Source organism: Martinezella sp. CNPSo 3957 (assembly GCF_057784395.1).
Genome location: NZ_JBXSOU010000002.1, coordinates 446,739 through 472,050, shown reverse-complemented (window position 1 = coordinate 472,050; position 25,312 = coordinate 446,739). Strand labels below are relative to the sequence as shown.

Here is a 25,312-nt window from a genome sequence, read left to right as displayed (position 1 = left end):
CTCAGTCCATCTTCAGGATGATCTTGCCGAAGATCTGGCGCGATTCCATCCGCTCGAGAGCGCGGTCGATGTCATTGAAGCTGACTTCGGTATCGATCACTGGGTGAACGAGGCCCCGCGCCATCTTCTGCATCGCGTTGGCCATGTTCTCCATGCGGCAGCCGAAAGATCCGAGAAGCTTCAGCTGCTGCTGGAACAGCATCATCAGGTTCATTTCGGTCGAAACCCCAGAGGTAGAGCCGCAGGTGACGAGACGACCGCCGCGCTTCATGCAGAGCATGGAGCCGGCCCAGGTATCCTTGCCGACATGCTCGAAAACCACGTCGACGCCCTTCTTCTTCGTCAGCTTGCGTACGACACCCTCGAAGCGGTCGGTGCGGTAGTTGATGACGTGATCGGCGCCCAAGGCCTTGGCTTTCTCGATTTTGTCGTCGGAGCCGACCGTCGTGATGACCGTGCAGCCGATCTTCTTGGCAAGCTGGATGGCAGCCGTTCCGATACCCGAGCCGCCGGCATGAACGAGGATCGTTTCGCCCGGTTCGAGCTTGGCATTGTCAAACAGCATGTGCTCAACCGTGCCGAAAGTCACAGGAGCAAGCGCTGCACCGACCGCATCGACGCCGGGAGGTGCCGGAACAAGCAGGCGAGCCGGCAAATTGACCTTCTCCTGCGCGAAGCCATCGAGATGGAAACCATGCACGCCGCCGACATGTTCGCACAGATTGTCGCGTCCCTCGCGGCAATGGCGGCAGAGGCCGCAGGTGCGCGCGCCGTAGATCGACACGAGCTGACCCGGCAGAACATTGGCAACGCCCGGCCCGATCGCTTCCACGACACCGGCAGCTTCCGCGCCGATGACCAGCGGCATCTTGCGCTTGGCAAAAGCCATACCGCGCCAGCCCCAGACGTCGATATGATTGAGGGCGACGGCCTTGACGCGCAAGGTCACCTCACCCGCACCCGGCGCCTCCGGCTCCGGCAGATCGGTGATCTCAAGTTTGCGGTCGTCGATCAGTTGCAAAGCACGCATGGCAAAGTCCCTCGCCTCTCGGGCGCAGTTGTATCCTGTTTTTCAGATGTCCGCTTAAGCCGGTTCAAGCGCCATGACAAGGCTGGCGTTCTGACCGCCGAACCCGAAAGAGTTCGAGAGGACGGCATTCACCTGCTTTTCACGCTTCTTGTTCGGCACCACATCGAGAATGATGGACGGGTCCGGATTATTGTAGTTGATGGTCGGCGGCAACGTGCCGGTCAGCATCGTCTGCAACGAGAATACCGCCTCGACTGCGCCCGCCGCCGTCAGCGTGTGGCCGATCATCGACTTGTTCGACGAAACCGGAATGGTCGGAAGCCGCTCACCGAAGACAGCCGACATCGCGCCATATTCCATCTTGTCGTTTTCCGGCGTCGAAGTGCCATGAGCGTTGATATAGCCGATATCGCTCTCATCCATGCCAGCATCGGCAAGTGCTGCGCGGATCGTCGCGATCGCCGGACCGCCGTCAGGCGAAGAGCGTGTGCGATGGAAGGAGTCCGCCTTGTCGCCGGCGCCCTTCATGATGCCGAGGATCTTGGCGCCGCGGGCAACTGCCGCTTCCAGCGATTCCAGCACCAGCGTCGCCGCTCCTTCGGCAATGACGAAGCCATCACGATCCTTGCTGAATGGCTTGGATGCTTTCGTCGGCGGATCGTTCTGCGTCGACAGCGCCGAGAGCAGCGAGAAGCGGATCAACGCCTCCGCGCTCAGGGATCCGTCGGTCGCAACCGTCAGTGCCCGCGCGGTGCGGCCCTGACGGATCGACTCAATGCCCAGCTGGATTGCTGTCACGCCTGACGCACACGCCGTCGACAGCGTTACCGGCAGGCCGCGCGTGCCAAAACGGTCGGCAAGGCGCTCGGAAATGGCGCCGAAAAGAGCGGCTTCGTGGAAGGCGGGATCGGGGCGCTGGCGCATGGCGGCAAGGAAGCGCTCATATGCATCGCCCTCGTGATCTGCCGGAGGTGAGCGGTCAGCCAGCTCAAAGCGGGCGCTCCATTCGGGTTCGATCGGCGGCGCAGCCAGGAAGAGCGGCGCGTCGAAATCGCCGGAAATTCCCGCCTGTGCCAAAGCTTCGATGGTTGTTTCACGGGCAAAAGCATAGGAGCGCTCGACAGCGTTTGGAACGGGGATATCGATGAAATCCACCGTCCCGGCGATCCGCGTCGAAAGTCCGTCCGTCGGGAAGCGCGTGATGCCGTGAATGCCCGACGTGCCCGAAGAAAGAGCATTCCAGTTATCCTGTAGCCCCTGCCCCAGCGACGTGATGATCCCCATGCCGGTGACGGCGACGATCGGACGTCCGAGATGATCCTTGTAAGCGGTCATGTCCTGTTCCTCACGCTTCGGCTGACAGTACGGCGATACCTTCACCGCGCGCATGGCCGACGGTTGTTACCACGGCATTGCGTGCGCCCGTCGCCATTGGCTTTTCATTCGCGGCATCGAAGGGCGGTACCTTGGCTTTATTAGCGACGGCCAGTGCCGCAAAGGCGAGCCCGAGCGGAAACTGGCCTTCCAACCCATGCCCGGAAATGCCGGAATAGGCACGGATGGCGGCCTCCGGAAGCTGTGCTTCGATCACGGCTTTTTCGCGCTTGGCGAGATCGGGAATTGCTGTCGTACCGGAGAAGACGACCGTCGCATCGCCAGGCGCCTGCTTTGCGGGTGCGAGCATGCGCTCCAGCCGTGCTTCGAGCTTGCCTTCGTCACGTCGACCGCGATCGCCCTCGACCGCATCGATCGTCGCATAGATATGCGCGCCGCGAGCTTCGGCGTGCGCACGCGATTCAAGAACGAGGAAGGCGCTCAGCGAGCCCATGATCATGCCGCCGCCATCTTCCGGCTTGCGCGACCAGACAGGATGCCAGTTACCGATAGCATGCGCATTGATGGATTCGATCAGCAGGATCATGTCGAGGCGCTCGGCGGAAAATGCGCCGCCAACGAGAGCATGGCTCGATTCACCGGACTTGATGCGGTGGAACGCGGTCTCGACGGCCGAAATACCGGAGGCCTCTTCACCCATGAAGGTTCGCGAGGAACCCGTGACCTTGTGCACGATCGAGATATTGCCGGCGAGCAGGTTCGAAAGCTGCGCCAGGAACAGCGTCGGACGCAATTCGGTCGTCAGCTTCTCATTCAGCAACAATTCGCGGTCGTTGCGCTTCAAGCCTTCGTTGACGATCAGCGTATCGACATTGGTATCGCGCTCGCCACCCCCGGCCGCGACGATCATGTCCATGGTGCCGCAGGCTTCCAGATCGTCCTTGAAACCGGCATCGTCGAGCGCCAGACCGGCGGTGAAGACGCCGATGCGCTGCCAGTTTTCCATCTGCCGCTGATCGCCGCGCTTTGGAATCTGCTGCGACCAATCGATCTCAGGCAGCGGATGCACGGGATAGGGCTTGAACTTCTCGGTTTCGACGATGGTCGCCGGCGCTTTGTCCGCCTTCAGCAGGGCGACATGCGCGTCCTTGCCAACGCCCTGGCAGGTAACGATGCCGATACCCGTTATGACCACATCATTCTGAGCCTTGCTCATTCATCAATCCTCTTCGAATGCGGCGCCGAACAAGCCGGCAGCATCAACCGTTGGCGGCGATGGCGTCGAGAAGTCCGACCTCGCCTGCCCGCTTGCGCACGATATCGCCGAGCGGCACCTCATTAAACGGCATGGTCCGCAGCTTCAACTGCGCATCGCAGACCTTCTTTCCACCGATGGTGATGCGCGCCTTGGTGACAGCAAAGCCCGAGCCCTCGTGCTCCAGATCGGCTTCGATATCGAGTTCGGCTTCGGGCTCCACGAAGGTCCGCATCTTGGCGCCATCGACCGACATCAGGAATGGCATACAGGCAAATTTTGTCGCCGCAAGCACGAGCATGCCCGAAGCCTGCGCCATCGTTTCGATAAGGAGAACGCCGGGAACCAGCGGCATGCCCGGGAAATGGCCTTCGAAAACAGGGCTTTTGGCCGGAACGACGGAATGAGCCTTCAACCGGCCCTTGGACAGATCGACAGATTCGACCCTGTCGATCATCTGGAAATATTCCAGCAGCATCAACGCCTCCGATCCAACTCGGCAACAAGGAACGTGCCGGGCGGGATACGCTATTTAAGAATAAAACCGCCCGGCCGCCATATTCGTGAGCGGCAGGGCGTCAAAAAAATACTAGGATGTCGCTCAGCCCTTGGCGGCGCGCAGCTCATCGATCTTGGCGCAGAGATTCTTCAGCACGAAGTACTCTTCGGTCGAGACCTTGCCTTCGTTGACTTCCTGCGTCCACTTCTCGAGCGGGATCTTGATGCCGAATTCCTTGTCGATCGCGAAAACGATATCCAGGAAGTCCAGGCTGTCGATGCCGAGGTCGTCGATCGTGTGGCTATCCGGGGTGATGGTGTCACGGTCGATTTCGCTGGTTTCAGCGATAATGTCGGCAACTTTGTCAAATGTAGCAGTCACTGCCCATACCTCTTGAAATAATAATTCAATCCCCCTCATAGGGAAATCCGTTCCAAAAGCCAATGGTTTCCACCAGAAACCCCGGCAAATTGGCAAGCCACTGTTGCGCAAACAGCAAAATGACCGTCGCGTCATACCTGTGAAATCGCGCGCGACGTGGACGCGGGATATGGCAGCATTGCGGCCGAACCGCAGCGACGAAGCGTGTCTATTCGCCAGAGATCATTCGCTGATCACGATGCGTGTATTGTGAAGCCCCGCGTCGGCCGCCATGGCAAAGAAGGTGGCGGCATTGCGGGTATCGAGCCGAACGCAGCCATGCGACGCTGGCCGGCCGAGGTGCCGCACCTCATAAGTGCCGTGAATGGCATAGCCGCCGTTGAAAAATACGGCGTACGGCATCGGCGCATCGTCATATTTCTTCGAGCGATGATCCCTGGACAGCCATTTCGCCGTGTAGGAGCCGATCGGCGTCACATAACCTTTGCGGGCCGTCGACACTCGCCAGCGATACTTCAGAGCTCCATCCTCGGAAACGGTCATAGTTTGCGATCGAAGATCGACCACCGCGACAACAGTTCCGGCGTGAGCCGAAACGCTGCTGAATTGCATACATAGACATGCCGTTACTGCCAAAGCGATATGCTTCATCTTGCCCCTCCGACCGTTTGCTTCCTTCCGAAGCAATTCAGACGATGGGAAAGTCTATCGCTATGCCAATTATACCAAATTAATACATATAGTGAGCGATTGCTTAATTTAGGGACGCTCACAAGAGCAGCAGGAAGCCAAGGAAAGCGAGAAGCGTCAGCATCGAGCACGCGGAATAAAAGATGGAAATACCCGCTTCGACGTCACTCACGGTCGCCGTATCCCGGCCGGCACCGTTGATCATTGGCTCGCGCACGAGCTCGCCGCCATAGATTCGCGGGCCGGCAAGCTGGATGTCGAGGGCACCGGCCATTGCCGCCTCTGGCCTGCCTGAGTTGGGTGAGCGATGCAGCCCGCCGTCGCGCACGGCGATGCGGATCGCATTTCCAAGCGCGGCGATTCCCCGCTTAGCCAAGGCTCCGGCGGCAATCAGCAGAATGGAGAGCCGTGCAGCCGGCCAGTTGGCGATATCGTCCAGGCGCGCAGCGGCGCGGCCGAAATCGACATAGGTCTCGGACTTGTGGCCGATCATCGAATCGGCGGTGTTGAGCATCTTGTAGAAAAACAGGCCCGGCAGGCCGAAAACGCCGTACCACAGGGCCGGCGCGACGACGCCGTCGGAAAAGTTCTCGGCGAGGCTTTCGATGGCCGCACGGCAGATACCCGGCTCATCCAGCGTCTCGGGATCGCGGCCGACGATGCGCGACACAGCAAGACGGCCGCCTTCCAGACCATCGGAGCGCAATGCCCGAGACACCTCGCCGACGTGATCGGCAAGGCTCTTCTGCGCCATGAAAACCGCCACCAATCCCGCCTCTATCAATATGCCGAGCCAGCCGAAAAAGGCGAGAAATCCATGAATAGCCCAGCCAGCGATGGCAGCGCCCATCAGCAGCGCGACGATCGACATCAGCCCATTACGGCGGCGAAGAACGCCCGGCAGATGCTTTGCATTGAACCGTTGATCGAAAGCTGAAATCGCCTTGCCGAACAGTACGACGGGATGCGGAAAGCGCTGCCAAAGCCAGTCGGGATCGCCGACGAAGCGGTCAAGCAGCAAGGCAAGGACCAGAATGAGCAAATGTTCGTCGGCGGTCATGTCGAATAATCCTCTAATACCCCGGCGAGTCTCTTATCTGCCGCCTCATCAGGAGCTAGTCCGAAGCGCAGCCAATTGCGGGCGTAATCGAACTTGCGGACGAGAATGTGATGACGGCAGAGATGCGTATATATGCCTTCGGCGCGGTCGTCTGCAACCAGTGCAAAAAAAGCAGTGCCTCCCGCTACATGCAGCTTGGAACGTCGTAGAACCGCTTCCAGCGCCGAATGCCTTTGAAGAATGCGGTTACGGATGGCGCCTGTATCGCTTTCCATCAGGGAGGCAGCGATCGAAAGGGCCGGCCCGGAAACCGCCCATGGCCCGAGCCAATCCTCGAATCTTGTCATGATCGAAGCCTCGGCAATCACGAAGCCAAGACGCAGACCGGCCAAGCCGAAAAACTTTCCGAAGGAGCGGAAGATAATGAGATTCGGCATAGAGGCGGCCAAAGGCGCCATGCTTGCCGCCGGTTCGACATCGCCGAACGCCTCGTCGACCAGAAGGAGGCCGCCCTGCTCGCGCTGCCTGTCATGCAGTTCCCGCAACTGCTCGATGGGCAGCACCCGCCCATCAGGATTATTGGGATTGACGGCAACGACCAGCCTGTCATCGGCCGTGAGTTCGGCAATCGTCGAAACCTGGCGAACCTGCAGGCCGGCGAGCGTAAAAGCGCGCGCATATTCGCCATAGGTCGGCGAGAAGATTGCAACCCTGCCGCCCGTTACGAGCTTTGGAAGCAATTGAATGACGGACTGCGTGCCTGGAACCGGCAGCGGCAGAATATCGCCGCTGCGGTAATAGCTCCTCGCCGCTTCCCGCGCCCGCTCCTGCAAATGCTGGTCAGGCAACCTGTGCCAAGCCGCAACGGGGATTTCCGGCAGTGTCACCGGATTGGGATTGATGCCGGTCGACAGATCCAGCCATTCCTCCGGGCGCCCGCCATATTGACGCGCCGCCGCGGTAATGCCGCCGCCGTGGACGATCCTGGTGGTCATGCGGCTTCACCGGCTAGATCGATCAGATGCATGTAGGAGCCGGCGACATTGCCGTGTTGCAGACCGGCTGTGCCGAGATCGGTATCGAGCGCATCCCTGACGGCAAACAGACGGTCCGCCTCGCCTTCCGATACGATGGTCGAATAATGAAACTCATGCGCCGTCATCGGCTTTTCGAAGAAGGAGCCGGCAAGAGGCACCACGCGTCGATAGCCGAGATGCCGCTGTCGTTTCTCGTAACTGGTAACGACGGGCAAGAGGCCCAGCATTTCGTGGCGCACGCCCGCCGCATCCACAAGACCCTCGCCGAGCACCATGTACCCGCCGCATTCGCCATATATGCGCACCCCACGCGAGGCCGCCGCCTTCACGCCATCCCGGAAATGCTGAGCGGCGGCGAGCTTTCCAGCGTGCAATTCCGGATAGCCGCCCGGCAGATAGATCGCATCCGCATCGGCCGAAGGAGCTTCATCCGCGAGCGGTGAAAAGAAGGATATTTCCGCACCGCGCCGCCTCCAGCCGAGCAGCATATGCTCATAGCAGAAGGCGAATGCGATATCTCTTGCCACCGCAATGCGCTGGCCGAACGGCATGAGCCGCGTGATATTGGCTGCGGAGGTGCGAACGAGATGCTGCTGTGCCGCCCGCAAGAGCAGATCGAAATCGCAGGCCTTCGAGACGATCTCTGCCGCAGCCTCGATAAATTGCTCGAGCGCCCCATGCTCTCCAGCCTGCACCAGACCGAGATGCCGTTCCGGCAATGCCAGGATTGTATCACCGCGAATAACGGCGACGACGGGCATACGCACCGCATTCAGTGCCTGGCGCAGCATTTTCTCGTGCCTATCACTGGCAACGCGATTGAGCACGACACCGGCAACGCGGATATCGGCGCGAAAATTGGCAAAGCCGCTGACGACAGCCGCAACCGACTGCGACATGCGAGAGCAATCGATGACGAGCACGACGGATAGACCGAGCAAGGCGGCCAGATCGGCCGGCGTGCCCGTGCCATCGGCGGCGCCGTCGAACAGGCCCATCATCCCCTCGATGACAAGCATCCGTCCGCCGGCGCGATGAAGCGCGGCATTCGCTGAAATGAGCTCTGCGCGCATGGCCCAGGGATCGAAGTTGAGGCAGGGCGTTCCGACCGCCGCGGCATGAAAGGCGGGATCAATGTAATCGGGTCCGGCCTTGCCGGGCGCGACCGCAACACCCCTGTTTCTCAATGCCCGCAGCAAACCAAGTGTGAAGGTGGTCTTGCCGGAGCCTGATGAGGGTGCCGCGATCAGAAGTCCGCTCATGCCGGCACCTTGCGTCCGCTCTCGCCCTGCCTTTCGGCCGGCGATACCAGCGCGCGACCGGAAAGCGCGCCCAGCCAGTCGAGCGACGGCCGCAGTTTCACCACCTCGCCAACGACGACGATGGCCGGCGGCTCGAGACCGGACGTTTCGACATCGGCAGGCGCACGCCCAAGCGTCGTCTCCAGAACTTGCTGGGAGGGCGTCGCCGCATTGCAGACGAAGGCAACAGGTTCGTCCGCCGAACGGCCGGCGGCAATGAGATTGGCGCTGATCTGCGCGATGTGCTTCATCGCCATATACATGACGATGACGGGCGATCCCTTGCCGATCGCCTCCCAATCGATGGCGTCCGGTACGACGCCGGACGAATCATGGCCGGTCAGGAAGGTGACGGCGTGATTGACGTCGCGATGGGTAACCGGAATGCCGGCATAGGCCAAGCCGCCGATCCCGGCCGTAATGCCGGGCACGATGCGGAAGGGAATGCCGTGCTGAACGAGCATCAGCGCCTCCTCACCACCGCGCCCGAAGACGAAAGGGTCACCGCCCTTGAGGCGCAGAACGCGCTTGCCGGTCCGCGCCAGTTCCACCAGCCGCAGGGAAATGTCCCGCTGCTTGGCCGATGGCTTGCCGCCGCGCTTGCCGGCATATTCCAGCATGGCGCCCGGGCGGGCGAGCTTCAGGCAATCTTCATTGACAAGAGCATCATGCACGATGACATCTGCCTCGGCCAACCCCTTGGCGGCCAGCAGGGTCAAAAGCCCCGGATCGCCCGGCCCGGCGCCAACGAGCCAGACCGACCCCGGCTCCAGGGCCGGCAGAGTGGAAAAAGCGGTATCGTTCATCCCATGTGTCCTATGCCCGGATGGGCGAAATTGCAATGTTGAGAACGGGATAAGGCGATCTCGATTCGACATCGCTCCCACTGCAAACATTACGTCACATACCCGATCGGCATGAGCGGCAGCACGCTATGGGCTTTTCCAACCACGACAGGAAACGAAAAACAGGTTTGCCGATCGCATGACGCTCCGGACTCGATATTTCCGGACACTCAAGTAGGCTCTTGATAGAGCTGGAAAATGGTCTTCAGCGAATTGTGAAGGGGGCACTGTCGCCCCCTTCACCGAACTTAGTGCTTCACCTTGCCCAGAATCACGTCGCGGATCAGATCGAGAACCTGCTGCGAGCGAATGCCGATGCAAGCGATCTGGCTCGGCAGATTGTCCCAGTCGCCCGGCGGAAAGTGGCGGCCGGCCGGCTTGATAACCGTCTGACCATCGGCAATGCCGCCGCAGACGACGCGGATCGATCCTTCGATGGTATCGAACAACTCGGGCGCCACGACATAGACGCAAGCGCAGCTATCGTGGACCATCATGCCGTCTTCGACCGCATGCTGGTAGAAATCGATATAGGACTGTGACAGGTCGGCCAGGAGCTGCACCGAGGGACCGCCCGCTTTCGCCATATCAGCGAGATAGCTGCGGCCCATGGTCGTCACCGACGTCACGTCGAGACCGACCACGACCACTTTCCAGGCTGCCGTCATGACGAAATCGGCGGCTTCCGGATCGCCGTGAATATTGGCTTCCGCGACCGGAGAAACATTGCCCGGCACGTAGAAATTGCCACCCATGATGACCACGCTCTTTACGAGCTTGGCGATTTCCGGATCGTGCTTCAGCGCCAACGCCAAATTAGTCATGCGGCCAACGGCGACCAGGGTCACCTCGCCGGGATGGGCGCGAACCGTGTCGATGATGAACTGATAGGCGGGCCGCGGATCGGCCGGTAGGTCGATCGTCTCAGGCACGTCGATATCGCCGAGACCGTTATGGCCGTGAACCATCGTCGGCCATGGGCGCTCGTGCCGCGACGGATCGAAGGTAACGCTGGCGCCGCGCGCGACCGGGCACGGAATATTCCACTCGCGTTTCAGGAACAGCGCGTTACGCGTCGTCGTGTCCACGGAGGCATTGCCGAAAACCGTCGTCACGCCGAGAAGGTCGATACCCGGGTGACGATGCAAAAAGAGAAGCGCCATGGCGTCATCGACGCCAGGATCGGTATCATAAATGACCTTATGCATGCTTTTTCCTTACCAACATACTGAATAAGCTTGATCTTTCGGAAATTTACTTCGCTTGAGATCAGCGCTTGACCTACCGGCATACACGAGAACAGGCGGCGGTGAAATGCCGTCAGGATCTCCTGCGGATCATTTGCGAGACTTGCGTTGCGAATTCGCTGCTCAGGCAATCCTGGCGATCGCCGCCGTAGCAAAGCTGGACTTGATCTTGGGAAGCACGAGCTCGGAGTCCGGGCCGGCGGCCGCTAACGCGGCCGCTTCTGCGACGCCGTGACAACCGACATGCGCGAAAACAATCTCGGAGGGATTCTTCAGTCTGGGTGTCTCCCGCTCCAGTGCAACCGCCTTGAAGAAGCGGGCCGGGAGACGAAAATGCGTGGCGGTCTCGAGAATGGCCGGTTCGTCCATGCGCGTGTCGATCGATACAACGGCCAGAACCTGATCACTCCCGATCCCGACCTCCTGGAATGCTCTTTCCGCAAGCATCCGCACTTCATTCCAGTCCGTGCCGCGCTCACAGCCAAGGCCCAGAAGATAGCGGCGAGTGGAATTGGCATATGTCGTCATATTCGCTCCCAGCAGCATCGACCGATATGACAGCTGTAGCGGGCACCTTCCGACACGTCAATTTCGGCTGGTGTGTCCTGATAGCAATTGCCTTGCGGCGAGCGAAGTGCCAGAAGGCCGCTGATTTCCCGCCTCCGAGTTCCCACCTTGCCAGATATTACATTTCAACTGCTGCTTTTGCTCTTTGCCGCTGCGTTCTTCGCCGGCTTCGTCGATTCCATTGCGGGCGGCGGTGGGTTGATTACCGTCCCTGCCATGCTGCTGGCAGGCATCCCACCGCTGCAGACCCTTGGCACGAACAAGGTGCAATCCATCTGCGGCGCGGCTTCGGCAACGATCGCCTATGCCCGACAAGGACACGTACAGCTTCGCGAGCAGCTTCCGATGGCGTTGATGGCAGTCATCGGTGGCATGCTCGGTGCGTTGCTGGCGACCGTCATGCCAAGCCAAGTCCTGCGCATCATCCTGCCCTTCCTGCTGATCGCAATCGCGCTCTATTTCGCCCTGAAACCCAATCTCGGCGATGTCGAAAAGCATCGGCGCATGAGTGCCGGACTTTTCGGCGTGACGTTCGTGCCGCTGATCGGCTTCTATGACGGCGCCTTCGGCCCCGGAACCGGCTCGTTCCTGATGCTCGCCTTCGTGACCCTCGCCGGCTTCGGCCTCTTGAAGGCGACGGCGCATACGAAGCTGCTCAATTTCGGATCGAATCTCGGCGGCCTGATCGTCTTCATCTTCTCCGGCGCCATCCTTTGGAAAGTCGGGCTGACGATGGGGTTCGGCCAATTCCTCGGCGCGCAGCTCGGTTCGCGGCTTGCCATGCGCATCGGCGCCAAGCTGATCAAACCGCTGCTCGTCATCGTCTGCATCGCCTTCGCGACCAAACTGCTGGCAGACCCCACCCATCCCGTCAGGATCTGGCTCGGCCTCTAGAACGGGTCTTTGATTACCTCTGACGTAATTGATAGTACTTCGGTCCGCGCCGATGATCGCCCTGCCTGAACGGTTCAGGCGATCCAAAGGAGTTGACCGATGACTGACGCAAACATCATTGCTGACCGCTATATCGCCATCTGGAACGAGGCCGACACCGAACGTCGCCGTGCGCTCATCGCCGAGGCTTGGACGGAAGACTGCAGCTATGTCGACCCGATGATGCGCGCTGATAATCGCGAGCAGATCCACGCACTCGTCACCGCGGCACACGAACGCTTCCCCGGCTTCCGCTTCACGCTCATCACCGAGGGCGAGCGCCACGGCGACAATCTCCGCTTCTCCTGGGGCTTCGGTCCGGCCGACGCCGAGCCGCTCGTCAAGGGCACAGATTTCGCCATCCTCGAAGGTGAACGCCTGAAGTCCGTTCACGGCTTCATCGACCAGCTGCCGGCTGCCGCATGATGAACCCGGCCCGCTCTCTCGGCGACCATCTGCGCGAATGGCGGCAACGCCGCCGCCTGAGCCAGCTCGAATTCGCCCTTGAAGCCGATATATCGCAGCGACATCTGAGCTTCATCGAGAGCGGGCGGGCACTTCCAAGCCGCGAGATGCTGATGCATCTCGCCGAACGGCTCGACGTGCCATTGCGCGAACGCAATCCAATGCTCCTGGCGGCCGGCTTTGCCCCGGTCTTTCCAGAGCGCAAACTGGATGATCCGGCGCTTGCTCCGGCACGGCGCGCAATCGATATGCTGCTGAAAGGACACGAGCCCTTCCCGGCCCTGGCCGTCGACCGGCATTGGACGCTCATCGCCGCCAATGCCGCCGTCGCTCCGCTGCTCGCGGGGGTGACCGATGCCTCGCTGACCGAAGGACCAATCAACGTCCTGCGGCTCAGCCTGCACCCCCACGGCTTGGCGCCTCGGATCGCCAATCTCCATGAATGGCGGGCACATCTGTTGGAACGCCTACGCCAGCAGATATCGGCAACTGGCGATCCTGTTTTGAAAAAACTGCTTGAGGAATTGTTGGCCTATCCCGCACCGCCTGCACCGAAATCGGCAGCTCCGGAACGGGATTTCGCCGGCATCGCCGTACCTCTGGAACTCGTAACCGAAGCGGGACATCTATCGTTTTTGTCCACTACGACGGTCTTCGGAACGCCTGTCGATGTCACGCTGTCGGAACTCGCCATCGAATCCTTCTTTCCCGCGAACCCGCAGACGGCGGAAACTCTGAGGACGATGCTGCCGGGCAGCTAAACGCTCGCCAGGCGATCAGAACTCGACGCCCGGCTGCCCCTTGATGCCCGAGCGGAACGGATGCTTGATCAATTCCATCTCGGTGACGAGGTCGGCAATCTCGATCAGCTCTTCCTTGGCATTGCGACCCGTCAAGACCACATGCGTCATGTAGGGCTTCTCGTTCCTGAGGAATTCGATCACGTCGTTGATGTCGAGATAGTCGTAACGAAGCGCAATGTTGATCTCGTCAAGCAGCACCATCGAATTACGCTCGTCGCGGATCAGCTCCTTGGCCTTTTCCCAGGCAGCGGACGCCGCCGCCACGTCTCGGGCTCGGTCCTGAGTCTCCCATGTGAAGCCCTCACCCATCGTATGGAACTGGCATAGATCGGAGAAATGCTTCTCGATCAGATCGCGCTCGCCGGTCCACATGGCGCCCTTGATGAACTGCACGACGGCGCTCGGCTTCCCATGAGCGATGTGACGGAAGATCATGCCAAAAGCGGACGAGGACTTTCCCTTGCCCTTGCCGGTATGGACAATGATCAGACCTTTCTCATCGTTTTTGGTCGCCATGATCTTGTCGCGGGCAGCCTTCTTCTTGGCCATCTTGTCGGCGTGACGGGCATCGTCGTTCTTCGGGGCGTCCGCGCCGGTTTCGGCCAATTCGTCGCTCATTGCATTCTCCCTGATATGATCGATTTCTGTGCCAGCGGGCCACCGCGCCAAAGATAGAGCGCGACGAGTGGCTGGTCTTCCGTGCGCATGGCGTGGCGGATATTCGAGGGGTGATGGATGATCTCGCCCGACCAGCGCGGCAGGAATGGCTGGGCATCCTTGCTCCACAGCGAGCCGTCAGTCAGCGGGATATAGATCTCCTCAGCCTCGTGGTGATGATCCGGATAATGCACGCCGGGACCGAGCAACAGGAAGCCGCCGGCCATCTCCTCGCTCGCAAAATGGCCGCGCGTGCCGAACAGCTCGACCCAGCCATATCGCTGCAGGAAATCGCTGCCGAAATCGGCAATGCTATAGGTCTGGGCCCAATGCAGTTCGTTCGCGGCTTGAAAGAGCCTGTCGAACAGCACGCCTTCTGCACCCTCGCCCAACTGAGCATGCTTTCGAAGATAATGGACGACGGGCAAGTCGTGCGTCACAAGCGAGCGCTGTTGCGCCGGCCAGTCAAAGCCTTCGATGAAATGCCGCAGCATCGGATCGCTGCGCGACAGCAGGTAATCCCGAAAACCAACCAGAAGCTCGTCGATCACACTCATTCCGCCGCGTCCTTGCCCTTATCAAGGCTTTCCAGATCGAACCGCGCCGAATTGCTTCTCGGCGTCCAGAGCTGGCGATCGATCGCCTCCAGCAGACGTTCCCGCATCTCCTGAAGTGCTGCCGGGTTCTTCTCCGCCATGAAATCGCGCACGCTCTGATCGACGACAAAGGCCTGATAGACGGCCTCGAAATGATGATTGCGCACAGCACCCGTCGTCGCGGCAAAGGCAAAGAGATAATCCACCGTTGCGGCGATCTCGAAGGCGCCCTTATAGCCGTGCCGCATGATGCCCTCGATCCACTTGGGATTGACGACGCGACCGCGCACCACACGGCCGATCTCCTCTTCCAGCGAGCGGATCACAGGCTTTTCCGGCCTAGAGTGGTCGTTGTGATAGATCGAGGGACGTGCACCGCCGAGCTGCTCGGCCGCTGCCGCCATCCCGCCCTCGAACTGATAATAGTCGTCGCTATCGAGCAAATCGTGCTCGCGATTGTCCTGGTTCTGCACCACCGCCTGGATCGAACGCAACCGCTCCTCGAAGACGCCGCGCTCGGCTCTGCCTTCCTCGCCGGCGCCATAGGCATAGCTGCCCCAGACGAGATAGGCCTCGGCCAGATCGGCACGCCGCTCCCATCCCTTCTCATCGATGAGTGCCTGCAGACCGGCACCGTAGGCTCCGGGCTTGGAGCCGAAGATACGATAACCAGCCCTGCGGCTGGCAGAGGCAGCGTCGAGGCCAGCTGCTTCGAGCCGCGCGATCTCGCCGCGCATGCGAGCCGCAATGGGATTGTCCGCCGCATCTTCATCGAGCATGCCGACAGCACGGATGGCCTTGTCGAACAAGGCGATCTGTTCGGGAAACGCATCACGGAAGAAGCCGGAGATACGTAGCGTGACATCGACACGCGGCCGCCGGAGCACCGCCGGCGGAATGATCTCGTAGCCGGTGACGCGGCGAGACGTCATGTCCCAGACGGGCTTGACGCCGATCAGCGCCAGCGCCTGCGCGATATCATCGCCACCCGTGCGCATGTTCGAAGTGCCCCATGCCGTCAGGCCGAAGGAAACGGGCCATTCGCCATGGTCCTGAACGTAACGGCGGATCAGCAACTCGGCCGATTTCCTGCCAAGCTCATAGGCCGCGGGCGTTGGCATCGCACGGCTGTCGACCGAATAGAAATTCCGCCCCGTGGGCAAAACATCCGGTCGGCCACGCGTCGGCGCACCGGAAGGACCAGGCGGAACGAAGCGGCCGTCCAGGCCTTTGAGCAGGGCTGCGATTTCAGCATCGCCGCAAGCGAGAATTGAAGGCTGGAGCTTTGAAGCGATCTCGTCGAGAACCATGCTGGTGTTTGGCCAAGTCTCGGGGCAGACTATGTCGCCATTCACGAGTTTTGCGGCCAGCAGTTCGATCCGCTCGACGGTATCACCGTGGGTGCGCCAGGAGGCGTCGGAGATATCTTGGAGGATTGTAGTGCGCGGGCCTGTCCATTCGGCGGCCATATCGCAGTCAAGCGGGTCGAATGGTTTGCTCGGAGAGTTACCCCCCTCTGTCAGCTTCGCTGACATCTCCCCCACAAGGGGGGAGATTGGTGGGAGTATGCTGCCCGACGTTCCCGCCTCTCCATCGACAGTATCTGCGGACTCGATCTCGGTTTGATGAAGAGAAGCGCCGCGAGCAACCAATCTCCCCCCTTGTGGGGGAGATGTCGCGGGAGCGACAGAGGGGGGTATAGCACTCTCCACGTCCACGAATGCATCTCTTGCAATCGCCCGCTGCAGGCTCTGGTCCCCACCCTCGCCCAGCCCGCGCGGCACCCTTGCCAGCGCCACCGTCAGATCCGTCAACAGTCGTCCTGCAGGCGAAACACCGAAGATGTGCAGGCCATCGCGGATCTGCATTTCCTTGAGGTCGCAAAGATAGGCATCAAGTTTCCGCAAGGCCTCGTCTTCGCCCTCGCCCTTGGCGATGCCGGCATCCTGATCCAGCCCGATATCGGCGACGAGATCAAGGATCTGCTTGCGCAGCAGACGGATGCGGCGCGGATCGCCGCCCGAAGCCTCGTAATATTCGTCGACCAGCGCCTCCAGATCCTTCAGCGGGCCATAGCTTTCGGCGCGCGTCAGTGGTGGCGTCAGGTGATCGATGATGACGGCGCTCGTGCGGCGCTTGGCCTGCGTGCCCTCGCCGGGATCGTTGACGATGAAAGGATAGAGATTCGGCAGCGACCCGAGGATCGCTTCCGGATAGCAGCTTTCCGACAGTGCCAGCGCCTTGCCCGGCAGCCATTCGAGATTGCCGTGCTTGCCCATGTGGATGACCGCATGCGCATCGAAGGAACGGCGAAGGAAGGCATAGAAGGCTAGATAGCCGTGTGGCGGTACGAGATCGGGAGAGTGGTAACTCTCCTTCGGATCGATGTTGTAGCCGCGCGCCGGCTGGATGCCGACAAGCACGTCCCCGAAGCGGGCGACCGGCAAGGCAAAACCATTATCGAGCGCGTAAGGATCTGCCTCAGGCTTCCCCCAACGCACCGTGATTTCATCCTGAATCTGTTTGGGAAGCGACGAGAAGAAATCCTTGTAGTCGCTAAAGGAAAGCCTCTCACGAACGACGCGGCCATCGCGCCCCGAATTTGTCGGGCCTTCCGCCAGATGCCGCATCAGTGCATCGCCATCGGCAGGCAGATCGGCAACGCCGTAGCCTGCCGCCTGCATCGCCTTCAACACTTCGATCGTTCCGGCCGGCGTATCGAGCCCAACGCCATTGCCCATGCGCCCATCGCGATTGGGATAGTTTGCCATCACGAGCGCGACGCGGCGATCGCCGGGCGGCGTATTGCGCAGCCGTGCCCAATTGGCAGCGAGCCGCGCCGTATAGCGCATGCGATCCTCAAGCGGTTCGCTCGCGACGATATTGGCCTCGACCCGCTCGTCATAGCGGGCCGCAGCCTTGAAGGACACAGCGCGCGCAAGAACACGCCCATCGACCTCGGGCAAAGCCACATTCATGCCGAGATCGCGGGCCGAAAGCCCCTGCGAGGATGCCTCCCACGCCTCCTTCGATGACGCCGAGAAGATGGCCTGCAGAACCACGGCATCACCCGTTTCCAGCACCGTTGCCTGACGATCCGCGCCCGGCGCCGAAACGGCAAAGCCTGTCGCGTTGATGACCACGCTCGGCTTCAGCTCCGTAAAGACGCTTTCGAGAATGCCGACCGACACGGCATCCTTGAGACTATAGGCAAAGACCGGTAACGGCCGCAGCCCCTCGGCGATAAGAGCCTCTATCATGGCTTCGACGGGTCTGGTTTCACCGCTCTGAACCAGCGCGCGGTAGAAAGAAATGGCAACCGTCGGGGATTCGAATCCTGCTGGGGTCGCCATCTGCTCCAAAGCGATGTCCGCGGCCGGCAACTGCTTCAAAGGAGGGTCTTGCCCCTCATCCGCCCTACGGGCACCTTCTCCCCGCAAGCGGGGCGAAGGGGGAGCAGCGAACTCGATATGCCCCCTCTCCCCGTCAATGCGGGGAGAGGGCTGGGGTGAGGGGCGAACCCTCCATTCGATTTCAAGTCTCCGCCACTCCTCGACGCCGATCACACCCCTGCCCGGCCACCAGATGCCAGCCTTCATCAAGTGTACAGCAGGCATCGGCTTCTCGGCGCCCGAGAGCATCGCCTCGGCATAGGCGAGAAACGCTCGCGAATTCGCCTCCCCACCCTCGATCAGATAAGACCAGAGCGCGTTGAGATCATCGAGCGCGACGTTGGAGAATGGCGTCAGCCCGGGATCCGGCTTCGAATCCCCCGGCAGCACTGCAATCAAGGCACCCTGGCGCGCCGCACAGGCATGCAGCGCCTCCAGCGCATAATGAAAATAGCTCGCCCCTCCCAAGGCCCGCACGATGATGAGCTTCGCATGCCGCGCCGTCCTGTCGACATAGGTATCGACGGACATCGGATGCTTGAGGCTCATCAGGCTTGCAAGCCGAAGGGAGCGGCCGCCCTCGCCGTGCGCTGCGGCAATCGCCGCAAGCTCGGTATCGGCAGCCGACAGAAAGAGGATATCGCCGGGCGACTGCCCAAGATCGATCGCCTCCTCGCCGTCGCTGATCGTTCCCTTCTGTGCCAGGAGAAGATGCATCAGGCTTCAGAGTACGCGGCTGCATACCCCCCTCTGTCACTTCGGGACATCTCCCCCACAAAGGGGGAGATTGTTTGGTGCCATGCCTCACCCCAGCGACCATCCGAAGCCACCAAAACCTCGGTAGTCAGCCGTTTCGCAAAAACGTAGTCGCGAGTTCCCAATTTCCCCCCTTGTGGGGGAGATGTCCCGCAAGGGACAGAGGGGGATGTTTCTGGACAAAGACGCAGCATCGATCAGACCAGCGCTTCGATCGCTTTGCGCACCATCGTCTCATCCATCTCGTGCAGGCCGATCACCACCAGCCGGGTCGCGCGGGCTTCACCCGGCGTCCAGGCGCGATCGAAATAGGTGTCGATGCGGCTGCCAACAGCCTGAAGCTGCAGGCGCATGGGCTTGCCGGGGACATCGACGAAGCCTTTCAGGCGCAGCACATCATGCTCGGCAATCACACCTTTCAGCGCATCGACGAAGGCCGCCGGGTCGGCAATCGGGCCGAGTTCGACGACGAAGCTGTCGAACTCGTCGTGATCATGCGGCGTGCCGTCTTCATGCTCCAGTTCATGATGGGATTTGCGATTGACGATATCGTCTTCCGTGCCGATGCCGAGGCCGAGCAGGATGGCGGCCGGCACATCGCCGTTCTTCGCTTCGATAATCGTCGGCTTGCGTGCCGTGCGCGAGGCAACCTCGGCGCGGACGCGGCCGAGCCCATCGACGTCGATCAGATCGGTCTTGTTGAGCACGATCAGATCGGCGCAGGTCAGCTGATCCTCGAAAAGCTCTTCGATCGGGCTTTCATGATCGAGCGAGTCGTCCTCGACGCGGGCTGCTTCGACAGCGTCATGATCGTCGGCGAAACGGCCGGCAGCTACGGCGGCGCTATCGACGACGGTGATGACGCCATCGACGGTGACATGAGTGCGGATGTCGGGCCAGTTGAAGGCGGCGACCAGCGGCTGCGGCAGCGCGAGGCCCGAGGTCTCGATAACGATGTGATCCGGGCGCGCGTCGCGCTCCAGAAGCTTCGTCATGGTGGGGATGAAATCGTCGGCGACGGTGCAGCAGATGCAGCCATTGGTCAGCTCGATGATGTCGTCTTCGGTGCAGTTCTCCGCGCCGCAGCCCTTCAGCACGTCGCCGTCGACGCCGAGATCGCCGAATTCGTTAATGATCAGCGCGATCTTCTTGCCGCCGGCATTCTGCAGGAGGTTGCGGATCATCGTCGTCTTGCCGGCTCCCAGGAAGCCGGTGATGACGGTGGCGGGAATCTTTTCCTGGTTCATATGCATCAACCCTTCATTTTCAGCGGCAGGCCCGCTGCGATAAAATAAACTTCGGCACTTGTCGCCGCGACCATCTGGTGCAGGCGGCCGGCATGATCGCGAAACTCTCGCGCCATGCGATTCTCCGGCACGATTCCCAAGCCCACCTCGTTGGAGACGAGAACGAGCCGCGATCGTGCGGTCGGCAGAAAGGCGGTCAGGGCGGCAAATTCCGCCGCCATGTCACGCTCGGCCATCATCAGATTGGTGACCCATAGCGTCAGGCAGTCGACAAGCACTGCCCGCCCCTCGGCGTCGACGGCGGCAAGCTGCCCGACAAGATCGATCGGCTCCTCATGCGTTTGCCATAGATCGCCGCGGTCGGCACGATGCTTCGCGATGCGCTCGCGCATCTCGTCGTCCCATGCCTGCCCTGTCGCCACATAGTGACGTTCAAGACCCGTGTCCGAAACCAGGGATTCGGCAAACCTGGATTTGCCGGAACGCGCGCCCCCAAGGACGAAGACTGCTCGGGAAGTCGAAGACGACATACGCTATGTCCGCTCCCGCGCGGAAGCGAGGGTCGGCAGCACATCGCTGGAGCCGGGAAACGGGCGCCTACACGCCGAAAACTCGTCTTGCGCCATGACAACCTCCGTGCTGGCAGCGGAACTGACGTCCCAGAACAGGCTCTGTGCCCGGCACGCATGGCAGGTCTCCTGGCTCGCGGATAAGGCGCCGCGACGGGGGCGGACCGAAACCGGTCGCCCCCGATCGTGCGCCAGCGGATCTTTCTCGCCTTCCCGGCAATGCATCATGAAAAGGCGGACGATTCGTAGAATAAGAGGCGTCCAGCCCCGGTTGATCATGATGCCACGCCAGTGGCTTTTTCGACTTGAGCCTGCCCCGCCTCGTTCGCCCCATGCGAATCGTCGATGGAATAGGTTTCAAACCGAACGAAAGACCCTGACCGCTCTACAGTCGCGGGGTCGGCTGTGATGAGAACGCCCGGATTGGGTCCGTCCCTCCACATTCCCTTTTCATCCCATGCGGCAGATCGCCGCTCAGGAACCATTCGTTATACCGGCAATGATTAGGCTTTCACTTACCTCAAGTCAATCAAGGGCATGGATGCGACCTGCGCCATCCTGATTACGAAATCGGCTGAAAATTCCCATAAAGCCAACGGCTTTTTTGCCGTATTTCTTTGATGTTAGGAGGTTATAGAGGGTAGGCTCTCGCATTCGAGTAAAACGTATCGTCCGTTTCCCATGTTGCAGAAATTCCAACCGCGACGCCTCGGCGTCTTCTCGGCTCTGTTCGATCTCGGTCGCTTCAGGGCATTGCTGCGCCGTGGCGAATTGGGACTTGTCTTCGCCGGAGCGCTAGTAGGAATAGTATCCGGCTGTGCCGTAACGGCGATGAGCTATATCTCGCGCAAGTTTCACAGCGTCATCTACGGCATAACCGACTACGAACGCTTGAGTTCGGCGGCGATGGCAATTCAGGACAAATCCGTATTGTTCATCGCACCGATCGCAGGCGGCATCATTCTCGGCATACTGCTCTATATATTATCCCGCACACGCAAAAAGCCGATGGTCGACCCGATCGAAGCCAATGCGCTGCATGGCGGCCGCATGTCGCTGACCGACAGCATCATCGTGGCCGTGCAAAACCTGATTTCCAATGGATTCGGCGCCTCTGTCGGGCTTGAAGCAGGTTACACGCAGCTCGCTGCGGGCATTGCCTCCAAGTTCGGCTACAAGATGCAGATGCGTCGCGCGGACCTGCGCATGCTCGTCGGCTGCGGCGCGGCCGGCGCCATCGCCGCAGCATTCAATGCGCCGCTCACCGGCGCCTTCTACGCCTTCGAGCTGATCATCGGCAGCTATTCGATCGTGACCCTGACACCCGTCGTCGTCTCGGCGCTGATATCGACCATGATCGCAAGACTGCTCGCCGGCGACGACTTCGCCATCGATATCGATCATGTCGGGGCGATCGTTCCGGCTGATTATCTTCCTGCCATCCTGCTGGGTGCCTTCTGCGCCGGTATCGGCATCCTGATCATGCAGGGCGTCGCATGGGTCGAGGAACTGGCGCGCAAAAGCTCGATCGCACCGCCCTTCCGCCCTGCGCTTGGCGGCTTGGTGGTGGGAACATTGGCGCTGATCTCGCCACAGGTTCTGTCTGCCGGCCATGGCGCCCTGCATCTCAATCTTTCGACCGATGTGACGCTGAGCGCACTTGTCGGCGTCTTCATCCTGAAATCCCTGGCATCAGCAGTTTCGATCGGCTCCGGCTTCAGAGGCGGTCTCTTCTTTGCCTCCCTGTTCATGGGCGCGCTGCTCGGTAAGATCTTCGCCTATTGCGCACCCTATTTCGATCACGCCACGCTGACGCCGGCCGTCTACGCAGTCGTCGGCATGAGCTCGCTTGCCGTCGCGATCATTGGCGGGCCGCTGACGATGACCTTCCTGGCGCTCGAAATCACCGGAGATTTCCCGATCACTGCTCTGGTTCTGGCGGCGGTCATCACCTCCTCGCTGGTGGTGCGCACGACCTTCGGCTACTCCTTCGCCACATGGCGCTTCCACTTGCGCGGCGAGAGTATCCGCAGCGCTCACGATGTCGGCTGGATCCGCAATCTGACCGTCGCCCGCATGATGCGCCCCGATGTTCATACAGCGAGCATCGACATGAGCATCGAGGAATTCCGCAAGAATTTCCCGATCGGCTCGGCGCAGCGGGTCATCCTCGTCGACAAGAACGAAAAATATTCCGGAATGGTCGTCGTGCCCGATATCTATGCGAGCCCGATCGAAAAGGACGACGAAGAGCACGGCCTTTCCGATTTCATCCGGCTGCGAAACGAGTTCCTGCAGCCGCAAATGAATGCCAAGCAGGCAGCCGCCATGTTCGAGCAGACGAAAAGCGAAGCGCTCGTCGTGGTCAACGACCTGATCGAACGCAAGGTCATCGGCCTGTTGACCGAGAGCTATACGCTGCGTCGCTACAGCGAAGAACTCGACCGCCGCCGCCGGGAAGTCTCCGGCGAGCTTTAGGCGACCAGGCTGTCGAGCCAGGCGGGATCGAGTACGCTTTCCAGCTCTGCCGCAACTTCGTCCAGCGCCGCGTCGACGCTGGCGCGATAGTTCATGCGCTCGCCGGAGAGGCCGAAGCTTGCCAGCAGTTTTGCCCGATAAGCGTCGCTGCTGAAAAGGCCATGCAGGTATGTGCCCATGACGTGACCATCCGGCGATACGGCTCCATCAGGCCGCCCGTCGATCATGGCCGATGGCCGCTCGCAGTCCCGGCCCTGCGTCACGCCGAGGTGGATTTCATAACCCGATAACGGCACATCATACTCTTTGGAGACGGCAGTGCTGTTGCGCACGGTCTTTTCCGGCGCCATCTCCGTCTCGATATCCAGCAGGCCCAATCCGGGCGTCTCGGTCACCGATCCCTCAATTCCCAGCGGATCGTGAACAGTATGACCGAGCATCTGGTAGCCGCCGCAAATGCCGATGACGCGGCCGCCACGGCGCACATGCGCGGCTATATCGCGGTCCCATCCCTGCTCGCGCAGATCAAGGAGATCACCGATCGTAGACTTCGAACCCGGCAGCACCACGAGCGCTGCATCGGCAGGCAAGCGCTCTCCAGCGCGGACAAACACCAAATCGACATCCGGTTCGGCCCGCAGCGGATCGAGGTCGTCGAAATTGGCGATGCGCGACAGCACGGGTACGGCGACCTTGAGCGCACCAGAGGAACCTCGAGCAAGTCGCTCCAGCACAACGGAATCCTCCGCCGGCAGGCGCGCCGCTGCCTTCAGCCAGGGAACGACACCATGGCAGTGCCACCCCGTGAAGCTACCAATTGCCTCGATACCCTCACCGAAGAGGGAGACATCGCCACGGAACTTGTTGATCAGATAGCCGCGGATCATCCGCCGATCTTCCTCCGGCAAGATATGGTACGTGCCGACCAGCGACGCGATCACGCCGCCGCGGTCTATGTCGCCGACCAGCACGACGGGGACATTGGCGCGTGTCGCAAAGCCCATATTGGCGATGTCGCCGCGCCGCAGATTGATCTCGGCGGGCGAACCTGCCCCCTCGACGATGACGAGATCAGTCCCCGCCCGCATCGTGGCGAAGCTTTCGAGCACTGCGCCGAGCAATTGCGGCTTGAGCGCCTGATAGTCCCTGCCCTTGGCCTGTCCCCAGACCTTGCCCTGCACGATGATCTGGCTGCCGGTTTCCGATTGCGGCTTCAACAGCACCGGATTCATATGAACCGATGAGGGAACGCGTGACGCCAGCGACTGCAGCCACTGGGCGCGTCCGATTTCGCCGCCATCCTCGGCAACTGCGGCATTGTTCGACATGTTCTGTGGCTTGAACGGGCGCACTCTGACGCCCCGGTTTGCGAACAGCCGGCACAAGCCCGCGACCAATACCGTTTTTCCGACATCGGATCCGGTTCCCTGCAGCATGATCGCTCTCGTCATTCCTCACCACCTTGATATGCTACAGCCACTGAAAACGCTGGATTTTGCCTTGATTTTGCCGCGATCTCCGCCCCTCCGAGCCCACCGACACGATACAAAAATGCATCACCGCCCGACATGCTCTGTTTGCGACATTGGATGACGATTTCATCCATTGTGAGTTACGCGAAGGAGGATTATCTGCATCGTGAAAACAAACAACGAAACCGGCCGGTCCGGGTCGGAGGATACCCCAATGCTTTTCATCTTCAACAGACAGAATTCCATCCAGATCGCCTGGAACGGCAAGCTTCCGGCTCACCGCCCCGAGAGCCGGCTGCAGCAGCTCGATACGCGCTTCGGCACCGTGGGCTTCATCCGCACGTATAATGTTGGGTGATAGCGCGTCAAGCCGCTAGTCCAACACACAAGAAGCCGCCATGCGACAGCATTGGCGGCTATATTTTTTTATCACTACCAAGATCGGACTTTAACGACACCGCTTCCGTCGGATGGCAAGTCGTGCCAAAACGGCACTCTTAAAGCGCGAAAACCGCGCGATCCGGAGATCGACGCGGTTTGCCAAAAACGCCGGCTTCCCTGCACATACACCGCAAGGTTCGCATTCCCCGGTACGCTATACCTGATCCAGGGAAGCAGCGGTTGTCCCCCGCCACGCATCGATTGTTAAACCGACATCGTTACTGGAGGGTTATTAAGTGCTTAAATTAGAGTGAAT

General features: G+C 60.7%; 23 protein-coding genes and 1 riboswitch. Of the genes, 5 read left to right on the top strand and 18 right to left on the bottom strand.

Going from position 1 to position 25,312, the window contains the following annotated elements:
• Window position 1 precedes the first annotated feature (1 nt).
• From AC13QE_RS07465 to AC13QE_RS07410, 12 genes are all read right to left on the bottom strand, one after another.
• Complete coding sequence (locus tag AC13QE_RS07465; RefSeq protein WP_015340187.1) at window positions 2-1,030, bottom strand: zinc-binding dehydrogenase; 1,029 nt, start codon at window positions 1,028-1,030, stop codon at window positions 2-4.
• A 54-nt stretch (window positions 1,031-1,084) separates the two neighbouring features.
• Window positions 1,085-2,365, bottom strand: coding sequence for a beta-ketoacyl-ACP synthase (locus AC13QE_RS07460; protein WP_132716873.1), 1,281 nt, complete (start codon window positions 2,363-2,365; stop codon window positions 1,085-1,087).
• A 10-nt stretch (window positions 2,366-2,375) separates the two neighbouring features.
• On the bottom strand, window positions 2,376-3,581 hold the full coding sequence (locus AC13QE_RS07455; RefSeq protein ID WP_488483198.1) for a beta-ketoacyl-ACP synthase: 1,206 nt from the start codon (window positions 3,579-3,581) through the stop codon (window positions 2,376-2,378).
• Window positions 3,582-3,624: 43 nt separating this feature from the next.
• Window positions 3,625-4,098 (bottom strand): 3-hydroxyacyl-ACP dehydratase FabZ family protein, encoded by a 474-nt coding sequence (locus AC13QE_RS07450; RefSeq protein ID WP_488483197.1) that lies wholly within the window; start codon window positions 4,096-4,098, stop codon window positions 3,625-3,627.
• Between the two features lie 123 nt (window positions 4,099-4,221).
• Window positions 4,222-4,500 carry an acyl carrier protein gene (locus tag AC13QE_RS07445; RefSeq protein ID WP_041677496.1) on the bottom strand — a complete coding sequence of 93 codons (279 nt, stop codon included), beginning with the start codon at window positions 4,498-4,500 and terminating at the stop codon, window positions 4,222-4,224.
• 222 nt (window positions 4,501-4,722) lie between these two features.
• A complete protein-coding gene (locus AC13QE_RS07440; RefSeq protein ID WP_041677498.1) occupies window positions 4,723-5,151 on the bottom strand; it encodes a L,D-transpeptidase in 429 nt (142 codons plus the stop codon).
• A 118-nt stretch (window positions 5,152-5,269) separates the two neighbouring features.
• The gene (cbiB, locus tag AC13QE_RS07435; protein ID WP_488483196.1) at window positions 5,270-6,250 is read right to left on the bottom strand and encodes an adenosylcobinamide-phosphate synthase CbiB; all 981 of its coding nucleotides are present in this window, start codon (window positions 6,248-6,250) and stop codon (window positions 5,270-5,272) included.
• A complete protein-coding gene (gene cobD, locus AC13QE_RS07430; protein WP_488483195.1) occupies window positions 6,247-7,245 on the bottom strand; it encodes a threonine-phosphate decarboxylase CobD in 999 nt (332 codons plus the stop codon). Before cobD ends, cbiB begins: the two co-directional genes overlap by 4 nt.
• Window positions 7,242-8,549, bottom strand: a complete 1,308-nt coding sequence (locus tag AC13QE_RS07425; protein WP_488483194.1) for a cobyrinic acid a,c-diamide synthase CobB — start codon at window positions 8,547-8,549, stop codon at window positions 7,242-7,244. Before AC13QE_RS07425 ends, cobD begins: the two co-directional genes overlap by 4 nt.
• Entirely contained in the window at window positions 8,546-9,394 is an 849-nt protein-coding gene (gene cobA / locus AC13QE_RS07420; RefSeq protein ID WP_488483193.1) for a uroporphyrinogen-III C-methyltransferase, read from the bottom strand. The genes AC13QE_RS07425 and cobA overlap by 4 nt, the downstream gene beginning before the upstream one ends.
• A gap of 287 nt (window positions 9,395-9,681) precedes the next feature.
• Window positions 9,682-10,641, bottom strand: a complete 960-nt coding sequence (locus AC13QE_RS07415; RefSeq protein ID WP_488483192.1) for a nucleoside hydrolase — start codon at window positions 10,639-10,641, stop codon at window positions 9,682-9,684.
• Between the two features lie 162 nt (window positions 10,642-10,803).
• Window positions 10,804-11,208, bottom strand: coding sequence for a cobalamin biosynthesis protein (locus tag AC13QE_RS07410; RefSeq protein WP_488483191.1), 405 nt, complete (start codon window positions 11,206-11,208; stop codon window positions 10,804-10,806).
• 147 nt (window positions 11,209-11,355) lie between these two features.
• Between AC13QE_RS07410 and AC13QE_RS07405 the strand changes: the two genes are divergently transcribed.
• The 3 genes from AC13QE_RS07405 to AC13QE_RS07395 all read left to right on the top strand — a co-directional run bounded on the left by AC13QE_RS07405 (window position 11,356) and on the right by AC13QE_RS07395 (window position 13,406).
• A complete protein-coding gene (locus AC13QE_RS07405) occupies window positions 11,356-12,141 on the top strand; it encodes a TSUP family transporter (protein ID WP_488483190.1) in 786 nt (261 codons plus the stop codon).
• A gap of 99 nt (window positions 12,142-12,240) precedes the next feature.
• The gene (locus AC13QE_RS07400) at window positions 12,241-12,606 is read left to right on the top strand and encodes a nuclear transport factor 2 family protein (RefSeq protein WP_183870620.1); all 366 of its coding nucleotides are present in this window, start codon (window positions 12,241-12,243) and stop codon (window positions 12,604-12,606) included.
• On the top strand, window positions 12,603-13,406 hold the full coding sequence (locus AC13QE_RS07395; protein ID WP_488483189.1) for a helix-turn-helix domain-containing protein: 804 nt from the start codon (window positions 12,603-12,605) through the stop codon (window positions 13,404-13,406). The genes AC13QE_RS07400 and AC13QE_RS07395 overlap by 4 nt, the downstream gene beginning before the upstream one ends.
• Window positions 13,407-13,421: 15 nt before the next feature.
• On the opposite strand, the gene cobO is transcribed toward AC13QE_RS07395, so the two are convergent.
• The 5 genes from cobO to cobU form a co-directional block, all read right to left on the bottom strand.
• Window positions 13,422-14,066, bottom strand: coding sequence for a cob(I)yrinic acid a,c-diamide adenosyltransferase (gene cobO / locus AC13QE_RS07390; RefSeq protein ID WP_132716886.1), 645 nt, complete (start codon window positions 14,064-14,066; stop codon window positions 13,422-13,424).
• Window positions 14,063-14,662, bottom strand: coding sequence for a dimethylsulfonioproprionate lyase family protein (locus AC13QE_RS07385; protein WP_488483188.1), 600 nt, complete (start codon window positions 14,660-14,662; stop codon window positions 14,063-14,065). Before AC13QE_RS07385 ends, cobO begins: the two co-directional genes overlap by 4 nt.
• Window positions 14,659-18,810, bottom strand: a complete 4,152-nt coding sequence (gene cobN, locus AC13QE_RS07380; protein ID WP_488483187.1) for a cobaltochelatase subunit CobN — start codon at window positions 18,808-18,810, stop codon at window positions 14,659-14,661. The genes AC13QE_RS07385 and cobN overlap by 4 nt, the downstream gene beginning before the upstream one ends.
• Window positions 18,811-19,046: 236 nt before the next feature.
• Window positions 19,047-20,096 carry a cobalamin biosynthesis protein CobW gene (gene cobW / locus AC13QE_RS07375; protein ID WP_132716889.1) on the bottom strand — a complete coding sequence of 350 codons (1,050 nt, stop codon included), beginning with the start codon at window positions 20,094-20,096 and terminating at the stop codon, window positions 19,047-19,049.
• A gap of 5 nt (window positions 20,097-20,101) precedes the next feature.
• The gene (cobU, locus tag AC13QE_RS07370; protein WP_488483186.1) at window positions 20,102-20,626 is read right to left on the bottom strand and encodes a bifunctional adenosylcobinamide kinase/adenosylcobinamide-phosphate guanylyltransferase; all 525 of its coding nucleotides are present in this window, start codon (window positions 20,624-20,626) and stop codon (window positions 20,102-20,104) included.
• 141 nt (window positions 20,627-20,767) lie between these two features.
• A riboswitch (cobalamin riboswitch) is annotated at window positions 20,768-21,166 on the bottom strand.
• A 180-nt stretch (window positions 21,167-21,346) separates the two neighbouring features.
• On the opposite strand from cobU, the gene AC13QE_RS07365 reads away from it, so the two are divergent.
• Window positions 21,347-23,143 (top strand): chloride channel protein, encoded by a 1,797-nt coding sequence (locus tag AC13QE_RS07365; protein WP_488483185.1) that lies wholly within the window; start codon window positions 21,347-21,349, stop codon window positions 23,141-23,143.
• Here the strand turns inward: AC13QE_RS07365 and AC13QE_RS07360 are convergent.
• On the bottom strand, window positions 23,140-24,594 hold the full coding sequence (locus AC13QE_RS07360) for a cobyric acid synthase (protein ID WP_488483184.1): 1,455 nt from the start codon (window positions 24,592-24,594) through the stop codon (window positions 23,140-23,142). The genes AC13QE_RS07365 and AC13QE_RS07360 overlap by 4 nt on opposite strands.
• 235 nt (window positions 24,595-24,829) lie before the next feature.
• Here AC13QE_RS07360 and AC13QE_RS07355 point away from each other — a divergent pair, with 235 nt between their 5' ends.
• Window positions 24,830-24,973 carry a hypothetical protein gene (locus tag AC13QE_RS07355; protein ID WP_015340209.1) on the top strand — a complete coding sequence of 48 codons (144 nt, stop codon included), beginning with the start codon at window positions 24,830-24,832 and terminating at the stop codon, window positions 24,971-24,973.
• Window positions 24,974-25,312 lie beyond the last annotated feature (339 nt).